The sequence below is a fragment of the Kitasatospora sp. NPDC028055 genome, assembly GCF_040637885.1.
Classification (GTDB): domain Bacteria; phylum Actinomycetota; class Actinomycetes; order Streptomycetales; family Streptomycetaceae; genus Kitasatospora.
In genome coordinates, this window is record NZ_JBEZXE010000001.1 from 21269 (window position 1) to 41484 (window position 20216).

Here is a 20216-nt window from a genome sequence, read left to right on the forward strand (position 1 = left end):
GTTAGACGGGCGTGGACGTGGACACCAGAACACCGCGGCGCCCCCTGTTCGGCGGGGGCAGCACCGGGATAGAGGCGGGCCCCGGGATCGACACCGTCAAGGTGCCGTCGGACCCCGCGCGCCTCAGCAGCACCCAGGCGAGCTTCCGACTCCGGCTCGGCACCCCGGTGGCGCCGCTGATCGACGCCCCGGCGGGACTGCTGTCCACCGGCGCCGCGTTCGGCGACCCGTACGCCAACCAGGGCCTGATCCGCCGTCCGCTGGTCACCCCGCAGGTCGTGGTACCGGCCTCCGCCGTCCCGGCGCTGGCCGGCGCCGGGGGCGGGGGCGCCGGCAGCGCGCAGCGCCGCAAGGGCCGGGTCACCGCCGTCACCTGGACCGGCCAGGCGGCCCCCGGCGACCTCGCGGCCACCCGGCTCCTGGAAGCCGTGCGGACCAACGGCACGCCCGGCGGCGCCGGCCCCGACGACGCGGACACCCAGGTGCTGCCCGCCTACGCGGGCGCCCGGACCGTCCCCCGCCAGCCGCGCGAGGGCAGCGGCACCGCCACCGACGCCGGCGTCGGCCCGGTCGGCGAGCCGCACGGCTGGACCCCCAGCGGCGAACTGCCGGAGGTCTCCGCCGCCGCGGCGGCCGACGGCAAGCAGCCCTGGTACCCCGGCCGCCGGGTCGACCTCGGCCTGGTGCTGCTGCCGCTGCGCGCGGTGCTCGGCTCGCTCTCCGTCTACGCCGGGTTCAGCAAGCTCTGCGACCCGGTGTACTTCGACGGCGGCGAGCGCGGCTCCATGATGCGCTGGCTCTCCTCGCTGCACCCGTGGAAGGTCGCCGAGCCGCTGCTCGCCTTCGCGATGGCGCACCCCGTCGGCGCCGGCCTGGTGGTGTCGTTCACCGAGATCGTGGTCGGCGTGCTGACCGTCCTCGGCCTGTGGCAGCGGCTCGCCGCCGGGGCGGCCATGCTGCTCTCCGCCGCGCTGCTGTTCACCGTCAGCTGGCGGGCCGTCCCGGTCTACGACACCCCCGACCTGATCTTCCTCGCGGCCTGGAGCCCGCTGCTGATCGCCGGGGCGCCGTTCGCCTCGCTCGACGGACGGCTCAACCTGGAGGCCTGGCGCCGGATCGGCACCGGCGCCCCCGGTGCGCTGCGCCGCCGGGTGCTGCGCCGCGGCGCGGTCGTCACCACCGTCGTGGTCGGCCTCACCCTGCTGCTCGGCTCGATGCTCGGCGCGGCCGTCCGCACCGGCGGGCGCCCGCACCAGGAGCCCGGCCGCCCGTCCGGCGAGTACGGCACCCCGGTCTGGCCGTCCGGCAGCCCGTCCGGCGCGCCCGGCGGCCAGGGCACGTCCACCCAGCCCGCCGCTCCTCGCCCGGCCACCCCCACGCCGAGCGCCGGCACGCCGTCCACCACCCCCACCCCCGCCAAGTCGGCCGGGGCGACGCCCAGCGGCAAGCACTCCGGCAAGCCCGAGACCGGCGGCTCCTCCCCGGCGCCCGCCGCCCCGTCCGCCGGGTCCGGCTCCGCGCCCGCCCAGCGGACCCCGGCCCCCGGCGGCTCGGGCAACGCGCCCAAGCCCAGCCCGAGCAACGGCTCCGGGCTGCTCGGCGGGGTGCTGGGCAGCGGTCCGGTGCTGGGCAGCGGGCCGCTGGCCGGCCTCTCCGGCGGCGAGGGCGGTGGACAGGCCGGTGGGCAGTCCGGCGGGCAGTCCTCCCGTCCGGGGACGCCGACCGCCACCTGAGGCCGCCGGACGCGCTACGGCCGGGTGCTCCGTGGGGGAGCACCCGGCCGTTGTGCTGCTGCTCGGCGGTTCCTCGGGCCTCGGGGCTCGTGCTTCGGGGCTCGGGCTTCGGGGCTCGGGCTTCGGGCTTCGGGGCTCAGGACGGGGGACGGCCCGGTCGGTCGTCAGCGGGAGCTGTCGCGGTAGGCGGCGAGCTCCTTGGCCGCCTCGGTGAGGTCCTTCGCGGTGTCGATCGCCCGCCAGTACACGCCCTGCGGCAGCTGGTACCCGGCGAGCCGCTTGCTGCGGGCGAGTTGGGGGAAGGTGGTGCGCTCGTGGTCGCCCACGTCCGGCAGCAGCTCGGCGAACTCCGGGCTGAACACGTACAGGCCGGCGTTGATCAGGAAGGGCGAGGGCGGGGCCTCGATGAAGTCCAGCACGTTGCCGAACTGGTCGGTCTCCACGGCGCCCCACGGGATCCGCGGCCGGGCCAGCGCGAGGGTCGCGACGGCGTCCCGCTCGTGGTGGAAGGCGGCCATGTCGCGCAGGCTGAACCGGGTCCAGATGTCGCCGTTGGTGGCGTACCAGGGCTCGTCCGGGCGCGGCAGCGCCTTCGCCGCGTACTTGAGCCCGCCGCCGCGCCCCAGCGGCTCGGCCTCGACCACCGTGCGCACCCGCAGCGGCAGGTCGGCCTTGTCGAGCCACTCCTCCAGCACGTCGGCCAGGTGCCCGCAGGACACCACGACGTCGGTGACGCCCTCGGCGGCCAGCCAGGCCAGCTGGTGGCCGAGGATCGGCGTGCCCGTCCCCGGGATCTCGACCAGCGGCTTGGGGCGGTCGTCCGTGTAGGGGCGCAGCCGGGAACCCTGGCCGCCGGCCAGGATCACGGCCTGGGTGACGGGCGTCGTGGTCGGCCTGGGCTGCTGGGGCTGCTGGGCTTGCGGGGACGTGAGGTCGGCGGTGGTGCCGGAGTCAGCGGTCATGGCTGAACAATAGGGCGCCCGAAGGGGGTTGGCGCCTCGGGCGGACCGCTCGCCCGACGACGCCCTCGGCCGACGACGCTGTTGGCCGACCTGGGAGCCGTCAGCCGTCCGGGAAACCGTCAGCGCTCCGGGAACCGTCAGCGCTCCGGGAACCGTCAGCCGACGACGCCAGCCGCGAAGGAGCCGTCGCAGACCGGGCGGGCGAAGGACCGGGCCCGCTGCACGTCGCCCTGGTACTTGCGGACCGCCGCCTTGCCCAACTCGGTGGCCAGCGAGGTGCAGTACGGCGTCAGCGAGGGCTGCTCGCGCATCGAGCGCTCCAGCAGGTCCAGCGCGGCGGACGGGTTCTTGGCGCGCAGCTCGTCCAGCAGCGCCACCCGCAGTGACTCCTGCGGGGCGAGCCCGTCGGTCTTGGTGGCGGCCGTGGACGACCGCCCGATGCCTGCGCCGTCGCCGCTGGAGGCCGCCACGACCTGCTGGTCGAGCGCGGTCGGCGGTGCCCACGGGACGCGGGTCACGGCGAGGGTGCCGGTGGTCACCAGGACGACCGGCAGGGTCAGGGCGACGGTCTGGCCGATACGGCGCACAAGCTGCTTCACCCTCAGGAGAGTAGCGGTGGGTAGGCCCCGGATCGCCCTCCGTCACGCCATCGAGTGACAGGGTGTCCGGGTTCGTCTCTGCACCGTGTTGACGTGGGGGTGTACGGACGGAGCCCGTCGGACCGCGATCGGTCCGACGGGCTCCGCAGCTGCCCCGTGCGGGGGCGGCGCTCAGGGCGTCAGCGGCCCAGGCGGGCGCCGGTGCTGGTGGAGAAGACGTGGGTCTCCTCGGCGGTCGGCACGACGTGGACGGTCTCGCCGCGGGCCGGGATCTGGCGGCCGGGCACGCGGACGACCAGGTCCTTGTCCACGCCGCCGATCTGGGTGGTGCCGTAGACGAAGCCGTCCGAGCCGAGCTCCTCGACCACGTTCACGGTCACGGCGACACCCTCGATGCCGCCCGCCGGGACGATCTGGAAGTGCTCGGGGCGGATGCCGACGGTCACCGTCTTGTCGGTCGCGGCGCCGGCCAGGTCCTCGCGGGAGATGTTGACCACCGAGCCGCCGAACTTCACGCCGCCGTCCACCAGCGGCACCTCGACCAGGTTCATGGCGGGCGAGCCGATGAACCCGGCCACGAACAGGTTCGCGGGCTTGTCGTACATGTTGCGCGGGGTGTCGACCTGCTGGAGCAGACCGTCCTTGAGCACCGCGACCCGGTCGCCCATGGTGAGCGCCTCGGTCTGGTCGTGGGTGACGTACACCGTGGTGATGCCCAGGCGGCGCTGCAGGCCGGCGATCTGGGTGCGGGTCGAGACGCGGAGCTTGGCGTCCAGGTTCGACAGCGGCTCGTCCATCAGGAAGACCTGCGGCTGGCGGACGATCGCCCGGCCCATCGCGACGCGCTGGCGCTGACCGCCGGACAGCGCCTTCGGCTTGCGGTCCAGGTAGTCGGTCAGGTCGAGGATCTTCGCCGCCTCCTCGACCTTGGTGCGGATGTCCGCCTTGTTCACGCCGGCGATCTTGAGCGCGAAGCCCATGTTCTCGGCGACGGTCATGTGCGGGTAGAGCGCGTAGTTCTGGAACACCATCGCGATGTCCCGGTCCTTCGGCGGCAGGTGGGTGACGTCCCGGTCGCCGATCCGGATCGCGCCGCTGTTGACGTCCTCCAGGCCGGCCAGCATGCGCAGGCTGGTCGACTTGCCGCAGCCCGAGGGGCCGACCAGCACGAGGAATTCGCCGTCCGCGATCTCCAGGTCCAGCGCGTCCACCGACGGCTTGGTCGCCCCGGGGTAGACGCGGGTCGCCTGGTCGTACGTGACAGAAGCCATGGTCGTTCTCTCCTTCACCGGCAGGAACGTGCCGGACGATCCGAGTAAAGGGGGGTTCGTTCGTCTCCGTCGGCCCGTCAGTGGTCTGAACCACCATCGCGCCGACTCCCGGCGACGCTACCTGCGCTTCGACCGCTTGTCAGCCCCCGCAGCCCGCTTTTCCGCATCGGTTCCATCACGCCCACCCACCCCGCCAACCCCGGGATATCCCCCCACCCCACCACCCCGGCCCGGTAGACTGCCCCCGGTGCCGCCGTGATCCATCGCGGACGGCCACCGTGCCTCCTTAGCTCAGCTGGCCAGAGCACCGCTCTTGTAAAGCGGGGGTCGTCGGTTCGAACCCGACAGGGGGCTCAGTAGCGGGAGCGTGGGAAGGGCCGGTCCGGGTGGGCCGGCCCTTCGGCGTTGGTGGGGGTGGGTCAGTCGGTGGGGAGGGTGAGGGTGGCGACGGCGCCGCCGGTGGGGTGGTTGGTGAAGGTGAGGGTCGCGCCGATGACGCGGGTGTGGCCGGTGGCGATGGTGAGGCCGAGGCCGTGGCCGCGGCCGCGTTCCGGGGCGTTGGTGCGGAAGCGCTGGGGGCCGTGGTGGAGGAGGTCGTCGGGGTAGCCGGGGCCGTGGTCGCGGACGGTGATGCGGCGGCCGTCGACGTGGAGTTCGACCGGGCCGGCGCCGTGGCGGTGGGCGTTGAGCAGCAGGTTGCCGAGGATGCGGTCGAGGCGGCGCAGGTCGGTGCGGACCTGCTGGCCGGCGGTGCCGGCGGTGATCCCGACGGTGACGTCGAGGCCGGTGAGGGTGACGGTGCGGCGGACGGCGCGTTCCAGCGGGACGGCGGAGAGGTCGGGGGATTCGACGTCGGCGTCCAGGCGGGAGACCTCCAGGAGGTCCTCGACCAGGGCGCGCAGGGCCTGGACCCGGTTCTGCACCAGTTGGGTGGGGCGGCCGGGCGGCAGCAGTTCGGCGGCGGTGACCAGGCCGGTGAGCGGGGTGCGCAGTTCGTGGGCGACGTCGGCGGTGAAGCGCTGCTCGTCGGCGAGGCGGCGGTGCAGGGTGCGGGACATCAGGTCGACGGCGGCGGCGAGGTCGGCGACCTCGTCCTTGCCGTCGACGAGTTCGCCGATCCGGGTGTCGGTGCCGCCGGCCGCGATGCCGCGGGCGGCGGTGGCGGCGGTGCGCAGGCGGCGGCTGATCCGGTCGGCGACGAGCACACCGGCCAGCACGGTGGTGAACACCGCGGCGACCACGGTGATCAGGATGATCCGGTCCAGGTCGGCGATCGCCCGGCGGTCCTGGGTGAAGTCCACCCGGACGGAGAGCACCCCGCCCTGGACCGGGCCCGCCGCCCACATCGACTCGCCCTGCCGGTCGGCGGCCAGGAGCGAGCCCTGTCGGCCGGCGGCGGCGAGCTCGCGCAGCCGGGCCGGGAGGGCCGGGTCGTCGACGGCGGCGCCGGGGCCGGGGGTGCCGCGGCCGTAGTCGGCCAGCGCGGAGCCGAGGGCGGTGACGGCCGCGGTGCGGGCCTGGTCCACGTGCTGACGGATCATCGCCTGGTGGACCAGCAGGCCGACGGTGACCGCGACCAGGACGGAGATGGTGGCGACGGCGGTGGCGATCTGCCGGCGCAGGGTCATCCGGCGAAGTGTCAGACGGCGAAGGGCCATCCGGCGCAGGGCCAGGTCGCGCAGGGTCATGCCGGGCGCCGCAGCTTGTAGCCGAAGCCGCGGACGGTCTCGATCCGGCCGGAGCCGATCTTGGCGCGCAGGCGCTGCACGTGGACGTCCACCACCCGGGTGTCGGCGCCCCACTCGTAGTCCCAGACGCGCTCCAGCAGCGCGGAGCGTTCCAGCACGATGCCGGGCGCCGCGGTGAACTCCAGCAGCAGCCGCAGCTCGGTGGGGGTGAGCGGGACGAGGCGGCCGTCGACCCGTACCTCCATGCTGTCGGTGTCCACCTGCAGTCCGTCGACGGTGCGGAGGGAGGCGGCGGAGGGCGCGACGGGGTCGTCGGGGACCTCGGGGGCAGGAGGGGCGACGGCGGCGGCCGGGCCGGGTTCGACGGCCGGGGCGACCCGGACGCGCCGCAGCACCGTACGGATCCGGGCCACCAGGACGGCGCTCTCGAACGGTTTCACCACGTAGTCGTCCGCGCCCGCCTCCAGGCCGGACACCACGTCGACCGGGTCGGTGCGGGCCGACATCATCAGGATCGGCAGCTGGCTCTCCTCCCGGATCCGCCGGCAGAGGCCGACCCCGTCGAGCAGCGGCAGCATGACGTCCAGCAGCAGCAGGTCGGGGCGGACGGCGTGGAAGGCCTCCAGCCCCTCCAGCCCGTCGGCGGCGGTGGTGACCGGGAAGCCGTAGCGCTCCAGGGCCATCCTGGTGGCCTCCCGGATCACCTCGTCGTCCTCGACGAGCAGGATGTGCGGCTGGACGGGGGCGGCTGCGGTGGTCATCGCTTCGCTTCCGGGACGACGGCGGGGTCGGACGGCTGGGAGGAGGGTCGGGGGGCGTACGGGGACGCGACCCCGGCGGCCGGGGGCTGCTTCGGTGCCGAGGACGGGCGCACCGGGCCGGGGACGGGCACGGGCACGCGGTCCGGGCCGGGGGTGGAGGTCGGCTCGGCGCCCGGGTCGGCGGGCGGGAGCAGGCCGACGCCGTCCACCCGCCGCTCGACCAGGGCGAGCCGGTGCCCGTCCCAGCGGTAGTGGCTGCTGGTGCGGGTGGTGTAGGTGGTCGGCTCGTACAGCCAGAGGTCGGAGTCGACGGTCGCCGCGCTGGACATCTGCTGGACCTGGGCCCGCAGGATCGGTACGACCCGGTCCTCGGCGAGCGTGTAGACGTGCAGCACGAGGGCCCCGGGGGTGGCGACGGCGGTGATCAGCTCGGGTCGGCCGTCCCCGGTGAGGTCGCGGAACTCGGGGGCCCGCACCTCGCACCCGGCGCAGGAGTCGAGCGCGCGGCGCTCCTCGGCGCTCACCGCCGGGTCCTTGGCGAGCAGGGCGCGGACGTCGACGGCGGTGAGGTCGTGCCCGGGCACGGTCAGCTCGGGTACGGGCTGCGGCGGGGCCTGGGGGGTGGAGTCGGTCGGGGACGTGGGCGGCGGCGGCGCGGTGGCCAGGTCGGGCCAGAGCGGCTTGGCCACCGCGGACGGGGTGGGCGGGGCGACGGCCGGGCGCGGACCGTCGTCCCGCAGGCCGCCGGGGGCGGCGCGGCCGAAGGCCAGGACCCCGAGGGCGGTCAGGGCGGCGAGGACGGCGAGGGCGGCCGCGGGGACGGCGCCGGGGCGGCGGCGGAGCGGGGTCGGTGCTGCCACGGTCGGTGCTCGTCCTCCTCGGTCGCGGTCGGGCGTCGGGGTCACGGTCGGGTGTCCGGCGTGAGGGCGCCGGGCATCGGCCGTAGGGCGCCGAGCGGCCCCGGAGTGGGACGCGGTGGGCTGCGGGGTCGGTTCGTCGCTCCCCGTGGTCGTCCCGGTAGTTCTACCGGCCCCGGTTCCGGCCCGGTCAGGCCGGGTCGGCCAGCACGATGATGTTGTCCGTCCAGTGCCCGTCCGGGCCGATCCGTCCGCCGCAGGTGATCAGCCGGAGCGCGGGCCCGGGGGTGTCGCCGTAGACGGTGTCGGTGGGGAAGCGGTCCTTGGCGGCCTGGAGCAGGCTGCGGACGGTGAAGTCCACGGTGCGGCCGTCCGCCCGCCGGATCCCGATCCGGTCGCCCACGTGGAGCTCCGGCAGGCGCTTGAAGACCGCCGGGCCGTTCCTGGTGTCCAGGTGGCCGATCAGGACGGCGGGGCCGGCCTCGCCCGGGGTGGGGCCGTTGCGGTACCAGCCGACCTGGTCGGCGTGGTCGGCCGAGGGCACCTGGACGGTGCCGTCGGGGTTCAGGCCGAGGTCGGTCACCGGGGCGTCCACGCCGATCGAGGGGATCAGCAGGCGGTTCGGTGGCGAGGGGGCGAGCGGCTGGCCACCGGTGGTCGGCGCACCCACCGGGGCGGGTCCGCCGGGGGTGGGGGCGGTGGCGGCCGGGGTGTGGCCGGAGGTCTCGATCCGCACCACCGGGGTGTCGCGGCCGGACGACAGGGCGAGGGTGCTGCCGAGGGCGATGCAGAGCAGGCCGGCCGTACCGAAGACGCTCCGCCGCAGCAGGCTCGGGCCGGGCGGGGCGGCCCGCCGCCGCCCACGACCACGGCCGCCCCGCCGGCCGCCCCGCCGGTCGGTCCCCGCCGCCGGGGGCACCCCGGCGCCGCTTCCCCGCCCGGCCGGGTGCGGGGGAAGGGCGCCGGGGTGCCCGGCGGACCCGGGACGGGTGTCAGCCACGCGCACCGGAACGGCGGCGCAGGACGGCGAAGCCCAGCGCACCGGCGCCGACGGCGGCGACGGCGCCGCCACCGACCAGCATCAGCCCGTTGCCGTCGGTTGCGCCCGAGCCGTCACCGGCCTGGGCGGCGCCCTTCGGCACCTCGCGGACCTGCGGCTGGGAGCCGGCCGGGCCGTGCGACGGGGTCGCGGTGGCGACCGACGGGGCGACGCCCGCGGGCGCCGCCGGCTGGCCGGGCTTGGCGGGGGCGGCGCTGGGGCGGGGGCCGCCGACGACCGCGCCGCCCGGCGCGGCGTCGGAGGGGCTGGCGGTCGGCTTGGCGGGGGCCGGCTGCGGGGTGCCGTCGGCCCAGGCCTGGCCGCCGGTGACGACGGTCATCAGTGCGGCGCCGGTCAGTGCGCAGACGGCCAGCAGACGGCGGGCGGGCGAACGGTCGGTACGGCTCCTGCTCATGGCGGGGGTCTCCTTCGTGGCTCTGGTGGACGCGTCAGTGGCGAGACCGCGGTTCTCGCCGACGGCGCACCGGGCGGCGCGGTCCGTGGTGCTCGTACGGCTCGTACGGCCGGTGCGTCGTGAGTGACGGTAGGAGGGCCGTGTCGCGGTCCCCGCCCGGCCGCGTCACGGTCGCCCATCGGCTGCGTAACGGTCCCCGGGCCGGTCGGAACGGCGCCGTGACGTACGTCGGAACGGCCCCGTGACGTACGCCGGAACGACCCCGTGACGTACGCCGAACCGGGGGCCCGTGACGTACGCCGAACCGGGCCCGCCGCGAACACCGCTGAGCATCCCCGCCCGCGCCTCCGTACCTCCCGGTGTGGGGGCGCAACCGAGAGAAAGGTGGCAGTGATGAGCATCCTCGCCAACCTCCTGCCGGCGATGCGGGAGTCCCGCAAGGACCGCGAGCACGACAAGGAGGACCGGAACACCAACCACACGACCAGTCGCGGTCGTCGTCACGGCCGCAAGAACAAGCACGGCCACTGACGACCGACGGACCGCTTACGGTCCCCTGGTCAGGACGAGCGAGTGTGGTCACTGCGGCGGTTGACGGCCGTCGACACCGGTGACGGCGACGGCCGGACCGATCCGGTCGTCGCCCCGGCGCCGGCCGTGTCGCTGCGGCGGGCCTTCCGACGGTTCTGGCCCTACACCCGAGGGGGACGGCGCTGGCTGACCCTGCTGGTGGTGGTCGTCCTGCTCGGCCCGGTGGTCGACGCGGCCATGGTCTGGTTGTTCAAGATCCTGGTCGACGACGTGCTGGTGCCACGCAGGTTCGGGCTGTTCCTGCCGGTCGCGCTCGGTTACGCCGGGCTGACCGTGCTGGCGGGGGCCCTGGGCTTCGCGGACCAGACGCTCTCCACCTGGGTCAGCGAGCGCTTTCTCCTGGCCCTGCGGGCGGACGTGTTCCGGCACTTGCAGGGCCTCTCGCTGGGCTTCTTCGAGCGGCGGCGGCTCGGTGACGTGCTGTCGCGGCTGACCTCGGACGTCGAGGCGGTCGAGACCTTCCTGCTCTCGGGCGTCCTGGACGCGGTCGCGTACGTCGCCGAGCTGGCCGTCTTCCTGGGGGTGCTGTTCTACCTGCGCTGGGAGCTCGCGCTGACCGCGCTGGTGGTCGCGCCGCTGTTCTGGCTCACCGCCCGGCGGTTCTCGACGAGGGTGAAGGACGCGTCCCGGGAGCGCCGCCGCCGCAGCGGTTCGGTCAGCGCCCTCGCGGAGGAGACGCTGGGCAACATCGCGCTGGTGCAGGCGTACAACCGACAGGACTGGGAGCAGGAACGTTTCCTGCGGGAGAACCTGGCGCGGTTCCGGGCGACCATGGCGGCGACCCGGCTGCGCGCCCTGTTCGCGCCGATCGTGGAGCTGCTGGAGCTGGTCGGCGCGCTGATCGTGCTCGGCCTGGGCGCCTGGGAGTTGGTCCACGGCCGGCTCACCCTCGGCGAACTCCTCGTCTTCGTCGCTCTGTTGAGCCGGCTCTACAGCCCGATCCAGGGCATCGGGCGGCTCAGCAACGGCTTCTTCTCGGCCTCGGCCGCCGCCGAGCGGATCATCGAACTCCTCGACCAGCGACCGCAGGTGGCCGATCCGCCACGCCCGCTGCGCGCCGCCCGGGTGCGCGGGGCGGTGGCCTTCGACGGGGTGTGGTTCCGCTACCCGGGCACGGCCCGCGCGGCGCTGTGCGACCTCTCGCTCCGTGCCGAGCCGGGCGAGACGGTGGCCCTGGTCGGGGCGAGCGGGGCGGGCAAGTCGACGGTCGCCAAACTGCTGCTGCGCTTCTACGACCCGGAGCGCGGCGCCGTCCGGCTGGACGGCATCGACCTGCGCGACCTGGCGCTGGGCGACCTGCGCGAGCAGGTCGCGGTGCTGTGGCAGGAGACCCTGGTCATCCACGGCACCGTCCGGGAGAACATCGCCTACGGCCGGCCGGGTGCCACCGACGCCCAGATCACGGCCGCCGCCCGGGCCGCCGACGCCCACGAGTTCGTCAGCCGGCTGCCGGACGGCTACGACACGGTGGTGGGCCAGCACGGGCGGCTGCTGTCCGGCGGCCAGCGCCAGCGGATCGCGATCGCCCGGGCGATGGTCCGGGACGCGCCCGTCCTGCTGCTCGACGAACCGACCACCGGTCTCGACCCCGAGTCGGGGCGGCGGATCCTGGCACCGCTGGGGCGGCTGATGAACGGCCGGACCACGATCGTCATCTCGCACAACCTGCTGACCGTACGGAACGCCGACCGGATCGTCCTGCTGCGCGAAGGCCGCGTGGTGGCCTCCGGCAGCCACGCCCAGCTGCTCGCCCACGACGACGACTACGCCCGGCTCGCCCGGGCCGCGACCCCGACGGAGGCCGCGCGGTGAGCCCCCGGGAGCCGCTGCCCGCCGGGGCACCGATCGCCCCCGGCTACCGGGTGCTCGCCCACCTCTGCCGCACCGGCTGGCTGGACGTCTACGACGCCTGGAGCGAGGAGCGCGACTGCCGCTGCGTCGTCAAGGTGCTCCGGCCCGACCGCCGCCGCGACCGCGAACTGCGCGGGCGCCTGCTCCAGGAGGGCCGCTGGCTGACCGAGTTCACCCACCCGCACCTGGTGCGCGGCTACGGCACCGGCGAACGCCCGCAGCCGTACGCGGTGCTGGAGACGCTCAGCGGCGAGACCCTCGCCCACCTGCTGGAGCGCGGCGCACGCCGCCCGGCCGCCACCGACCTCACGCTGCTCGGCCTGCACCTCTGCTCGGCGGTGCGCTACCTGCACGGCCGGAACCTGCTGCACCTCGACCTCAAGCCCGCCAACGTGGTGATCGACTGCCGCCGCGCCAAGGTGCTCGACCTCAGCATCGCCCGCCCGCCCGGCCCGGGCCGTCCGGGGGCCGGTACGAACGGCTACCTCGCCCCCGAACAGCTCCTGGGCGGCGACCTCACGGCGGCCACCGACGTCTGGGGCATCGGCATCACCCTGTACGAGGCCGCCACCGGCGAACTCCCCTTCGACGGCGAGCCGTTGGACCCGCCACCGCCGGTCTCCCGGCGCCGCCGGCTGCCCGGCCCGCTCGCCGGGGCGGTCGACGCCTGCCTGCGCCTCGACCCGGCCGCCCGGCCATCCCCGGCCCAACTGTCGGCGGCGCTGGACGACTTGCTCCCGCAGGGCCGCCGCGCCGTCCTGCCACCGGAGACGTAGCCGAAGGCGCAGGAGCGCGGTCAGCGGCCCCCGGACCGGCCCCCGGGCCGCAGCTGCCGCAACGTCCAGCCGGCGCCGGGTGGTTCGGACAGCGGCCGGGTGTGGGCGGTGAAGAGCTCGGCCGCGCGACGGTAGGAGAGCCGGGCGCGGCCGGTGTGCGGGCAGCGGTCGGCGGCGGGGGTGCCGGCCGGGGCGCGGCGGTCGGTGAGGAAGAGCGGGCCGCCGGCGCGGCCGGCGACCAGCAGCGGGAGCAGTCGGGCGGTGCCGGTGCCCCAGCGGAGCCCCGGGCGGTCGGAGCGGGGGTGGGTGCGGCGGCCGGGGAGGTCCAACTGGTCGGTGTCCAGCGCCAGGACGGTGTCGATGGCGGCGCCGGACTCGTGCAGCAGCTGCCAGAGCGTCTGCTCGCGCAGCGGCGCCCGGCGGGCGAACAGGGCGCGTAGCTGGTCCTCGCCCAAGGGGGCACCCCCGGCCTGGGCTCCGCCGGCTCCACCTCCGGCCTCCACGGGTTCGGCGGGCAGCGGGCTGGGGCGCAGGGCGGTGCTCGGGTCGCCGTCGATCCAGCCCTGGGCGCGCCACCAGGCCACGGCCGCGCGCAGGGTGGAGAGTTCGCGGTTGAGCGTGCGCGGGTCGGTGGAGTCGGCGCGGTGGGCGACGGCGACGTGCAGCCGTGCGGGGGCGTCCGGGTGGTCGAGCAGGGCGAGCGGCAGGACGGGCGGGCGGGCGCGCCGCCGTTCGGGGCCGGTGGGGGCGGGTCGGTCGGCGAGCGCCCAGGCCCAGGTGTTCAGGGCGATCCGGTAGATCCGCCGGGAGCCCTCGGCGAGCCCGGAGGCGGCCAGGTAGCGCTCGACGGCGAGGCCGTACTCGACCGGGGGGAGCTCCGTCACATCCGCCTTCTTCCGCAGTAAACAGCCGGGTTCCATCGCCTCCGAGGATATCGGCACTCCGCAGTAAACCGCAGTTCAATGCCCATGAGAAGGCCGATTTACTGCGGCAATACCGACCCTTCCCAAGATTGATGCGGAAAGGCTCAACTTTTCCCCGGAAACCCTTGTACCCGGCTCCCCGGCGCACGCAGACTGACTGCCCATGGCAGTGGAAACCGAACGGATCCCGGCCCGCCCCCGGCGGCCGGGAGACCGGCTCGCCGTGTTGCGCGAGCGCGAATTCACCCGCTTCTTCCTCGGGTACACGACCTCCCTCCTCGGCTCCTCGATGGCACCGGTCGCGGTCGCCTTCGCGGTGCTCGACGGCGACGGCACCGGTGGTAGCGCCAGTGGTGGCAGCGGCAGCGGCAGCGGCACCGACCTCGGCTGGGTGATGGCCGCCCGGATCCTCCCGGTGGTGCTGGTCCTGCTGGCCGGCGGGGTGATCGCCGACCGGCTGGGCAGCCGCCGGCTGATGCTGGGCACGGACGTCCTGCGCGGCCTCGTCCAGGCGCTGTTCGCCGCGCTGTTGGCGGCCGGACACGCGCCGGTCTGGGCGATGGTCGTGCTGGTGGCGGTGTGGGGGATCGGCGAGGGGCTGTTCATGCCCGCGTTCGGCGCGATCGTGCCCGACCTGGTGCGCCGCGAGGAGCTGCTGGCGGACGGCAACACCCTGCTGGGGCTGTCGCGTTCGGTGTCCACGGTGGCCGGGCCCGCCCTGGCCGGCCTGGTCACGGCGACCTGGGGCCCGGCCGCGGTGCTGCTGATCGACGCGCTGACGTACGGCGTCGGGGCCCTGGCGCTGGCCGGCCTCCGGCTGCCCGGGCGGGCACCGGTGGACGGCGGGGAGTCGATGCTGCGGGAACTGCGCTCCGGCTGGTCGGAGTTCACCGCCCGCCCGTGGCTGTGGATCACCACCGCGCAGATGGGCCTGTTCAACCTGCTGGTCTGGGCCCCGTTCCTGGTGCTCGGCCCGCTCACCGCGCAGCGGGAGCTGGGCGGCGCCCGGGCCTGGGGGCTGGTGATGGGCGTGTACGGGGCCGGTGCGGTGCTGGGCGGGCTGCTGATGCTCGGCCGCCGCCCGGGGCGTCCGCTCGCGGTGGCGACCGTGGGCGGCCTGGCCTGGGCGCTGCCGTCCGCGGCGCTGGCGGCGGGGGCGGCGCTGCCCTGGGTGGTCGCGGGGGCGCTGGTGGCGGGGGTCGGCTCGGCGGTCTGCGGAACGCTGTTCAGCACCACCACCCAGCGCTGGGTGCCGGTCGAACTGCTGGGCCGGCTGAGCTCCTTCGGGGCGCTGGGCGCCTTCGTCCTCGGCCCGCTGGGGCTGGCGGCGGCCGGTCCGCTGGCGGCCCGGTTCGGCACCGGTGACGTGTTGTTGCTCGGAGCGGTCTGGCAAGTGGCCGCCGGGGCCGTAGTGTTGGCCGTACCGGCCGTACGGAATCGACGTTGGGAGGAGGGCCCGGGCAGCTGATCCACCCCTCGGACGGCTCCGGGGCGCACCCTCGGCCACCACCGGTGCGGCCCACCGCGCACCGTGACCGGCCGGCCCCGGAGTGCCGCCGGTCGCTCCGCCCACGCGTGCGTGCCTCCGCGGCGGGCGGGGTGGCCGGGTCGGTCGTACGGTGGAGGGGCGGGGGTCACGGAGGAGGTTGACCATGCCCGGTTCGCTCACCATCGGCCACCACCAGGCCGCGGCCGTCCTGGACCACACGGACGCCGAGCGGCTGGCCACCGTGCTGGCCGAACTGGCCTACCTGCTGGAGATCCCGGGGCCGAACCGGATCAACGAGGCGCAGCTCGCCGTGCTGTGCGAGGGCCGGGCGCCGGACCGCGCCGAACTGTCGCACTGGGTGCGGGCGCTGTCCGCGGAGCTCAAGGGGCAGCACTGACCGAAGGGGCAGCAATGACCCAAGGGGCAGCACTGACCGGGGCCGCCCCCTTCCGGTACCCCGCCTTCCAGCACCCCGCCGGCCGCCCCGCGGCCCCGCCGTACGATGGCGAAGAGGGCGGACCAGCCCCTCGGACGCCGGTACGCCCGCCGTCCGACCCGGTGGAGGGCGGGGGCCCGAGCGTGCCGCAGTCGTCGTTGTCCTGGCTGACCGTGCCCACCCCGCTGCCCAGCGGCCCGATGCACATCGCGGTGACGCCGCTGGGCGTGGCGGCGGCCGGTTACGGCGGGCGGGACGGCGAGGTGCCGCCGTGCACCGACCCCTCGAAGATCGCCGCCGTGACCGAGCGGATCGGCGCCTACCTGGCGGGCCGCACCCGCGAGTTGGGCCTGCCGATCGACTGGAGCCTCAGCTCCGGGCCGCACCGCGTCGTGCTGCGGACGCTCTGGGAGCAGGTGCCGTACGGGCAGACCATCACCTACGGCGAACTGGCCGCCCGCAGCGGGGTGTTCGAGGACGTCACCGAGCCCGGCCTGGCCGCCCGGACGGTCGGGCAGATGATGGCCGCCAACCCGGTCCCGCTGCTGGTGCCCTGCCACCGGGTGGTGGCTGCGGACGGGATCGGCGGCTTCGGCGGCGGCCGGGTCGGGATCGACGTGAAGCGCTGGCTGCTCACCCTGGAGGGGGTGCTGGAGCCGACGCTGGACTGGAACGGCCCGTTCTAGCCGCGCCGAGCACGGCTTCGAACAGCAGGGTGGGCGCGTACCGGATCTGTCAAGGGGTGGCGCGGACGGGGCGGTCGATGGGGGAAGATGGCGGGTCGGGGGTTTCGGCGGTTTCGAATAAATAGTCGAACAAATATCGATCAGGTGATCTAGTCGTACTATTTGTTCGGTTATTTGGAACCACTCGAAAGAGTGATTGCGGGACGCCCCTGAACGGGCCCACCATGAAGCTGCAACATGAATGCGCAAGGCGACACTTCATCGGGCATGCGAAGGGCCTCCCTTATGTCGACCGAAACCAATGCCGGTATTCCTGCGCCGGGTGCGCAGCCGGAGATCCGGCAGCAGCAGTCCCTGAGCACGGCGGGCGCGCGGAACCTCGCCACCACGACCAAGTCCGCGCCCCAGATGCAGGGCATCAGCCCGCGCTGGCTGCTCAGGATGCTGCCCTGGGTGGAGGTCTCCGGCGGTACGTACCGGGTCAACCGCCGTCTGCGCCACAAGGTCGGCCGCGGCCGGGTGAGTTTCGTCAAGACCGGTTCCGAGGTGCGGATCGTCCCGCAGACGCTGGTCGAGGTGCCGGTGCTGCGCGGGTACCAGGACGACGCGGTGCTGGAGGAGTTGGCCGGCCGCTTCGTGCAGCGGCAGTTCGCCCCGGGCGACGTCCTGGTCACGGCCGGCACGCCGATCACCGAGGTCTTCCTGATCGCGCACGGCAAGCTGGACCGCATCGGCACCGGCAAGTACGGCGAGGAGACGGTGGTCGGCACCCTCGCCGACGGCGACCACCTCGGTGATGAGGCGCTCCAGGAGGAGGCCGGCGCCTGGCCGTACACCGTCCGCGCCGCCACCTCCGGCACGGTGATGGCGCTCGCCTGGCCCTCCTTCCAGGAGCTGCACGACCGCTCCGATTCGCTGCAGCTGCAGATCATGGAGTACCTGAACGGCTTCCAGCAGGCGCAGAACAAGCACGGCGAGGCGGCGATCGACCTCTCCGCCGGCCACCAGGGCGAGTACGACCTGCCCGGCGCCTTCGTGGACTACGAGCTCAAGCCGCGCGAGTACGAGCTGAGCGTCGCCCAGACCATCCTCAAGATCCACACCCGCGTCGCGGACCTGTACAACCAGCCGATGAACCAGACCGAGCACCAGCTCCGGCTGACCATCGAGGCCCTGCGCGAGCGCCAGGAGCACGAGATGATCAACAACCCGGAGTTCGGGCTGCTGGAGAACGCCGAGTACGACCAGCGGATCCAGACCCACTCCGGCCCGCCCACGCCGGACGACATGGACGAACTGCTCAGCCGCCGCCGCAGCACCAAGATGTTCCTGGCCCACCCCAAGGCCATCGCCGCCTTCGGCCGGGAGTGCAACAAGCGCGGCCTCAACCCGGGCACCGTCGAGGTCGAGGGCAAGCACGTCAACGCCTGGCGCGGGGTGCCGATCTTCCCGTGCAACAAGATCCCGATCATCGGCGGGCACACCAGCTCGATCATCGCGATGCGCGTCGGCGAGCACAACCAAGGCGTCGTCGGCCTGCACCAGACCGGAATTCCGGACGAATACCAGCCCGGCCTTTCGGTGCGGTTCATGGGAATCGACGAGAAGGCCATCATCTCCTACCTGGTGAGCGCCTACTATTCGGCCGCGATCCTGGTCCCGGACGCCGTCGGCGTACTGGAGAACGTGGACGTCGCCCAGCGCTGACGACGGTCTCCCGGCTCGGCATCCGAGCCCGATCCGCGCCGCCCGGCCGGGGCACCACTCCCCGGCCGGGCGGCGCGCCGCGGTGTGCACGGCCACCGGCCCGCCGCCCCGGCGCAACCCGGCCGCCCGACGGGCCGGCCGTCCCACGACAGGCGCCCTACAGGGGGAGGAACCCATGACGAGCTCCACGCTGGAGCGGGACCACAAAGAGGGTCACGAGGCGGCGGACATCCTCGCCCGCACCCGCGGCCTGGTCGACCCGGTGCTGCGGGCCGCCGTCGACTCGCTGCCCGGCACGATGCGCAAGGTCGCCGGGTACCACTTCGGCTGGTGGGAGGCGGACGGCACACCCTCTGAGTCCTCCTCCGGCAAGGCGATCCGCCCGGCCCTGGTCCTCGCCGCCGCCCAGGCCCTCGGCGGCACCCCCGGGACGGCCGTCGCCGCGGCCGCCGCCGTGGAGCTGGTCCACAACTTCACCCTGCTCCACGACGACGTCATCGACCGGGACGACACCCGCCGCCACCGGCCCACCGCCTGGCGGGTGTTCGGCACCACCGAGGCCATCCTGGCCGGCGACGCGATGCACTCCCTGGCGCTGCGCCTGGTCGCCGAGGACGCCCACCCGGCCGCCCGCGGCTCGATCCGCCGGCTCGCCGACTGCGTGGTCGAGCTCTGCGAGGGCCAGCAGATCGACTGCGCCTTCGAACAGCGCAACGACGTCTCGCTCACCGAGTGCCTGGCGATGGCCGAGGCCAAGACCGGCGCCCTGCTCGGCGCCGCCTGCGCCATGGGCGCGCTGTACGGTGGCGGCTCCGAGGACGCGGCCCGGGCGATGGACGGCTTCGGCCGCGAGATCGGCCTGGCCTTCCAGCTGATCGACGACCTGATCGGCATCTGGGGGGACCCTACGGTCACCGGCAAGCCGGTCGGCGCGGACCTGGTCGCCCGGAAGAAGTCGCTGCCGGTGGTCAAGGCGCTCCGCTCCGGCACCCCCGAGGGGGCCCGGCTCGCCGAGCTCTACGCGCTCGAACGTCCGCTCAGCGCGGACGAGTTGGCGCAGTGCGCGGCCGCCGTCGACGAGGCCGGCGGGCGCGGCTGGGCGCAGGGCGAGTCCTGTGAGCGGATGGCCGCGGCGATGGCGCAGCTGGCCGTGGCCGTACCGGAGCCGTCCGCGGCGGACGAACTGCTGGTGCTGGCCGAGCTGGTGACCCGCCGCAGCCACTGAGCACTCCCCGCCGGGGCGGGGGCCGCGCTCCCGCCCCCGGGCCTCCCGGCCCCGCCCCGGCCCCGGCTGTGCCCCGAGTGCCTCACCCGTGCGTCCCGCCCCGGCGCCTCACCCGTGCGCGGCCAACAGCCGCTGCTCCTTGGCCGGTTCGATGCCCTGGGTGAACGGCGCCCCCGGCACCAGCTTCCGCCCCTCGGCGTCGGTGTCCTCGGCCGGCCCCCGGCTGCGCAGCCACTCCCAGGTGTCCCGCGCGGTCTCCGCGAACGGGCGGCAGCGCAGCCCGGCCGCCTCGGCCCGGCTGCTGTCGACCTGCCAGATGTACTTCCACTCCGGCAGGTCCGGCGCCCAGAAGGGCAGTTCGAGCCAGGGGTCGACCTGGTCCGGCCCCTCGGCCAGCAGCGCGGCGTCCCCGACCGGGACCAGCTCGGTGCCGGCCGCGCCCGCGACCTCCCGGCAGGTCTCCAGCCACTGCCCGAAGGTGAGCCGCCCGGGCGGCGCCGTGGTGAGGAAGCGGCCGACCGTCCCGGCCGTCAGCAGGTCGAGCCCGAAGGCGGCGAAGTCCCGGACGTCGATCACCTGGATGGTCCGCTCCGGATCGCCGGGCGCGAGCACCCGCCCGCCGCGGGCCATCCGCTCCAGCCACCAGGGCAGCCGGCCGCCCAGCTCGTACGGGCCGACCAGCAGTCCGCTGCTGAGCACCAGGGTGCGTTCGGCGCCGAAGCCCGCCAGCACCGCGCGCTCGCCGCCCGCCTTCAACTCGCGCCCGAAGGGCTGGTCGGGCGGGGTGTCGGCGGGACAGGGGAGGAGCGGGGAGTCCTCGGTGATCACCTGGGTGGCCCAGTCGGCATAGGCGTGCACCGAGGAGACGAAGGTGTAGTGGTCGGCCCGTCCGCGCAGCAGCCGGGCGGAGAGCGCGGCCTGGGCGGGCTGCCGGGCGGAGGTGTCGACGACGGCGTCCCAGCGGCGGTCCTCGACCAGCCGGGCGAGGTCCTCGGCACTGTCGCGGTCGCCCCGGACGGCCTCGACCCCGGGCAGGTCGGGGGCACTGCGGCCGCGGTTGAAGGTGGTGACCTGGTGGCCGCGGGCGAGCGCCTCGGCGGCGTAGGCACGTCCCAGGAAGGACGAGCCCCCGAGCAGGAGGATCTTCATACCGCCCAGCCTGTCCCCGTCGGCCCGCCGCCACGCCCGGATTAGCGCTGAGCAGAGC

Annotated in this window: 19 protein-coding genes and 1 tRNA gene; 10 read left to right on the plus strand and 10 right to left on the minus strand. The window is 74.8% G+C overall.

The genetic code is table 11. The features are described 5' to 3' along the window. Positions 1–17 precede the first annotated feature (17 nt). A complete protein-coding gene (locus AB0F71_RS00120; protein ID WP_360225698.1) occupies positions 18–1733 on the plus strand; it encodes a DoxX family membrane protein in 1716 nt (571 codons plus the stop codon). Positions 1734–1897: 164 nt separating this feature from the next. On the opposite strand, the gene AB0F71_RS00125 is transcribed toward AB0F71_RS00120, so the two are convergent. From AB0F71_RS00125 to ugpC, 3 genes are all read right to left on the minus strand, one after another. Next, the gene (locus AB0F71_RS00125; RefSeq protein ID WP_360225701.1) at positions 1898–2695 is read right to left on the minus strand and encodes a nucleotidyltransferase family protein; all 798 of its coding nucleotides are present in this window, start codon (positions 2693–2695) and stop codon (positions 1898–1900) included. 155 nt (positions 2696–2850) lie between these two features. Then, the gene (locus AB0F71_RS00130; RefSeq protein ID WP_360225704.1) at positions 2851–3294 is read right to left on the minus strand and encodes a hypothetical protein; all 444 of its coding nucleotides are present in this window, start codon (positions 3292–3294) and stop codon (positions 2851–2853) included. Positions 3295–3473: 179 nt separating this feature from the next. Continuing rightward, on the minus strand, positions 3474–4565 hold the full coding sequence (gene ugpC / locus AB0F71_RS00135; protein WP_360225707.1) for a sn-glycerol-3-phosphate ABC transporter ATP-binding protein UgpC: 1092 nt from the start codon (positions 4563–4565) through the stop codon (positions 3474–3476). Between the two features lie 280 nt (positions 4566–4845). Here ugpC and AB0F71_RS00140 point away from each other — a divergent pair. Beyond that, a tRNA-Thr gene (locus tag AB0F71_RS00140) sits at positions 4846–4919 on the plus strand. Between the two features lie 65 nt (positions 4920–4984). Here AB0F71_RS00140 and AB0F71_RS00145 read toward each other — a convergent pair. The 5 genes from AB0F71_RS00145 to AB0F71_RS00165 form a co-directional block, all read right to left on the minus strand. After that, positions 4985–6253 carry a HAMP domain-containing sensor histidine kinase gene (locus AB0F71_RS00145; RefSeq protein WP_360225710.1) on the minus strand — a complete coding sequence of 423 codons (1269 nt, stop codon included), beginning with the start codon at positions 6251–6253 and terminating at the stop codon, positions 4985–4987. Next, positions 6250–7014 carry a two-component system response regulator CseB gene (gene cseB / locus AB0F71_RS00150; RefSeq protein ID WP_360225713.1) on the minus strand — a complete coding sequence of 255 codons (765 nt, stop codon included), beginning with the start codon at positions 7012–7014 and terminating at the stop codon, positions 6250–6252. The genes AB0F71_RS00145 and cseB overlap by 4 nt, the downstream gene beginning before the upstream one ends. Further along, a complete protein-coding gene (locus AB0F71_RS00155) occupies positions 7011–7874 on the minus strand; it encodes a hypothetical protein (protein WP_360225716.1) in 864 nt (287 codons plus the stop codon). The genes cseB and AB0F71_RS00155 overlap by 4 nt, the downstream gene beginning before the upstream one ends. Positions 7875–8061: 187 nt before the next feature. Then, positions 8062–8871 (minus strand): class F sortase, encoded by an 810-nt coding sequence (locus AB0F71_RS00160; RefSeq protein WP_360225719.1) that lies wholly within the window; start codon positions 8869–8871, stop codon positions 8062–8064. After that, positions 8864–9325, minus strand: a complete 462-nt coding sequence (locus AB0F71_RS00165; RefSeq protein WP_360225722.1) for a hypothetical protein — start codon at positions 9323–9325, stop codon at positions 8864–8866. Before AB0F71_RS00165 ends, AB0F71_RS00160 begins: the two co-directional genes overlap by 8 nt. Before the next feature lie 393 nt (positions 9326–9718). On the opposite strand from AB0F71_RS00165, the gene AB0F71_RS00170 reads away from it, so the two are divergent. Genes AB0F71_RS00170 through AB0F71_RS00180 form a run of 3 tightly spaced genes read left to right on the plus strand, consistent with a single transcriptional unit; the run spans position 9719 to position 12543 of the window. Continuing rightward, on the plus strand, positions 9719–9856 hold the full coding sequence (locus AB0F71_RS00170) for a hypothetical protein (protein WP_360225725.1): 138 nt from the start codon (positions 9719–9721) through the stop codon (positions 9854–9856). A gap of 60 nt (positions 9857–9916) precedes the next feature. Further along, entirely contained in the window at positions 9917–11728 is a 1812-nt protein-coding gene (locus AB0F71_RS00175) for an ABC transporter ATP-binding protein (protein ID WP_360225728.1), read from the plus strand. Beyond that, complete coding sequence (locus AB0F71_RS00180) at positions 11725–12543, plus strand: serine/threonine-protein kinase (RefSeq protein ID WP_360225731.1); 819 nt, start codon at positions 11725–11727, stop codon at positions 12541–12543. Before AB0F71_RS00175 ends, AB0F71_RS00180 begins: the two co-directional genes overlap by 4 nt. A 20-nt stretch (positions 12544–12563) precedes the next feature. Here the strand turns inward: AB0F71_RS00180 and AB0F71_RS00185 are convergent, their stop codons facing one another. Beyond that, positions 12564–13427: a hypothetical protein gene (locus AB0F71_RS00185; RefSeq protein WP_360225734.1), complete on the minus strand. Its 864-nt coding sequence runs from the start codon at positions 13425–13427 to the stop codon at positions 12564–12566. Positions 13428–13629: 202 nt separating this feature from the next. On the opposite strand from AB0F71_RS00185, the gene AB0F71_RS00190 reads away from it, so the two are divergent. From AB0F71_RS00190 to AB0F71_RS00210, 5 genes are all read left to right on the plus strand, one after another. Continuing rightward, positions 13630–14934 (plus strand): MFS transporter, encoded by a 1305-nt coding sequence (locus AB0F71_RS00190; RefSeq protein WP_360225737.1) that lies wholly within the window; start codon positions 13630–13632, stop codon positions 14932–14934. Positions 14935–15118: 184 nt separating this feature from the next. Further along, a complete protein-coding gene (locus tag AB0F71_RS00195) occupies positions 15119–15352 on the plus strand; it encodes a hypothetical protein (protein WP_360225740.1) in 234 nt (77 codons plus the stop codon). Between the two features lie 182 nt (positions 15353–15534). Beyond that, a complete protein-coding gene (locus tag AB0F71_RS00200) occupies positions 15535–16077 on the plus strand; it encodes a methylated-DNA--[protein]-cysteine S-methyltransferase (protein WP_360225743.1) in 543 nt (180 codons plus the stop codon). A 285-nt stretch (positions 16078–16362) separates the two neighbouring features. Continuing rightward, on the plus strand, positions 16363–17784 hold the full coding sequence (locus tag AB0F71_RS00205; protein ID WP_360225746.1) for a family 2B encapsulin nanocompartment shell protein: 1422 nt from the start codon (positions 16363–16365) through the stop codon (positions 17782–17784). Positions 17785–17959: 175 nt separating this feature from the next. Next, positions 17960–19009, plus strand: a complete 1050-nt coding sequence (locus AB0F71_RS00210; RefSeq protein WP_360225749.1) for a family 2 encapsulin nanocompartment cargo protein polyprenyl transferase — start codon at positions 17960–17962, stop codon at positions 19007–19009. 108 nt (positions 19010–19117) lie between these two features. Here AB0F71_RS00210 and AB0F71_RS00215 read toward each other — a convergent pair whose 3' ends face one another. Next, positions 19118–20158, minus strand: coding sequence for an NAD-dependent epimerase/dehydratase family protein (locus AB0F71_RS00215; protein ID WP_360225752.1), 1041 nt, complete (start codon positions 20156–20158; stop codon positions 19118–19120). Between the last annotated feature and the right edge of the window lie 58 nt (positions 20159–20216).

Excerpts from the sequence above, each read along its gene's own strand:
- AB0F71_RS00125 (WP_360225701.1), bottom strand. The coding sequence starts at position 2,695 with ATGACCGCTGACTCCGGCACCACCGCCGACCTCACGTCCCCGCAAGCC.
- ugpC (WP_360225707.1), bottom strand. The coding sequence starts at position 4,565 with ATGGCTTCTGTCACGTACGACCAGGCGACCCGCGTCTACCCCGGGGCG.
- AB0F71_RS00145 (WP_360225710.1), bottom strand. The coding sequence starts at position 6,253 with ATGACCCTGCGCGACCTGGCCCTGCGCCGGATGGCCCTTCGCCGTCTG.
- cseB (WP_360225713.1), bottom strand. The coding sequence starts at position 7,014 with ATGACCACCGCAGCCGCCCCCGTCCAGCCGCACATCCTGCTCGTCGAG.
- AB0F71_RS00165 (WP_360225722.1), bottom strand. The coding sequence starts at position 9,325 with ATGAGCAGGAGCCGTACCGACCGTTCGCCCGCCCGCCGTCTGCTGGCC.
- AB0F71_RS00170 (WP_360225725.1), top strand. The coding sequence starts at position 9,719 with ATGAGCATCCTCGCCAACCTCCTGCCGGCGATGCGGGAGTCCCGCAAG.
- AB0F71_RS00190 (WP_360225737.1), top strand. The coding sequence starts at position 13,630 with ATGGCAGTGGAAACCGAACGGATCCCGGCCCGCCCCCGGCGGCCGGGA.
- AB0F71_RS00195 (WP_360225740.1), top strand. The coding sequence starts at position 15,119 with ATGCCCGGTTCGCTCACCATCGGCCACCACCAGGCCGCGGCCGTCCTG.
- AB0F71_RS00205 (WP_360225746.1), top strand. The coding sequence starts at position 16,363 with ATGTCGACCGAAACCAATGCCGGTATTCCTGCGCCGGGTGCGCAGCCG.
- AB0F71_RS00210 (WP_360225749.1), top strand. The coding sequence starts at position 17,960 with ATGACGAGCTCCACGCTGGAGCGGGACCACAAAGAGGGTCACGAGGCG.
- AB0F71_RS00215 (WP_360225752.1), bottom strand. The coding sequence starts at position 20,158 with ATGAAGATCCTCCTGCTCGGGGGCTCGTCCTTCCTGGGACGTGCCTAC.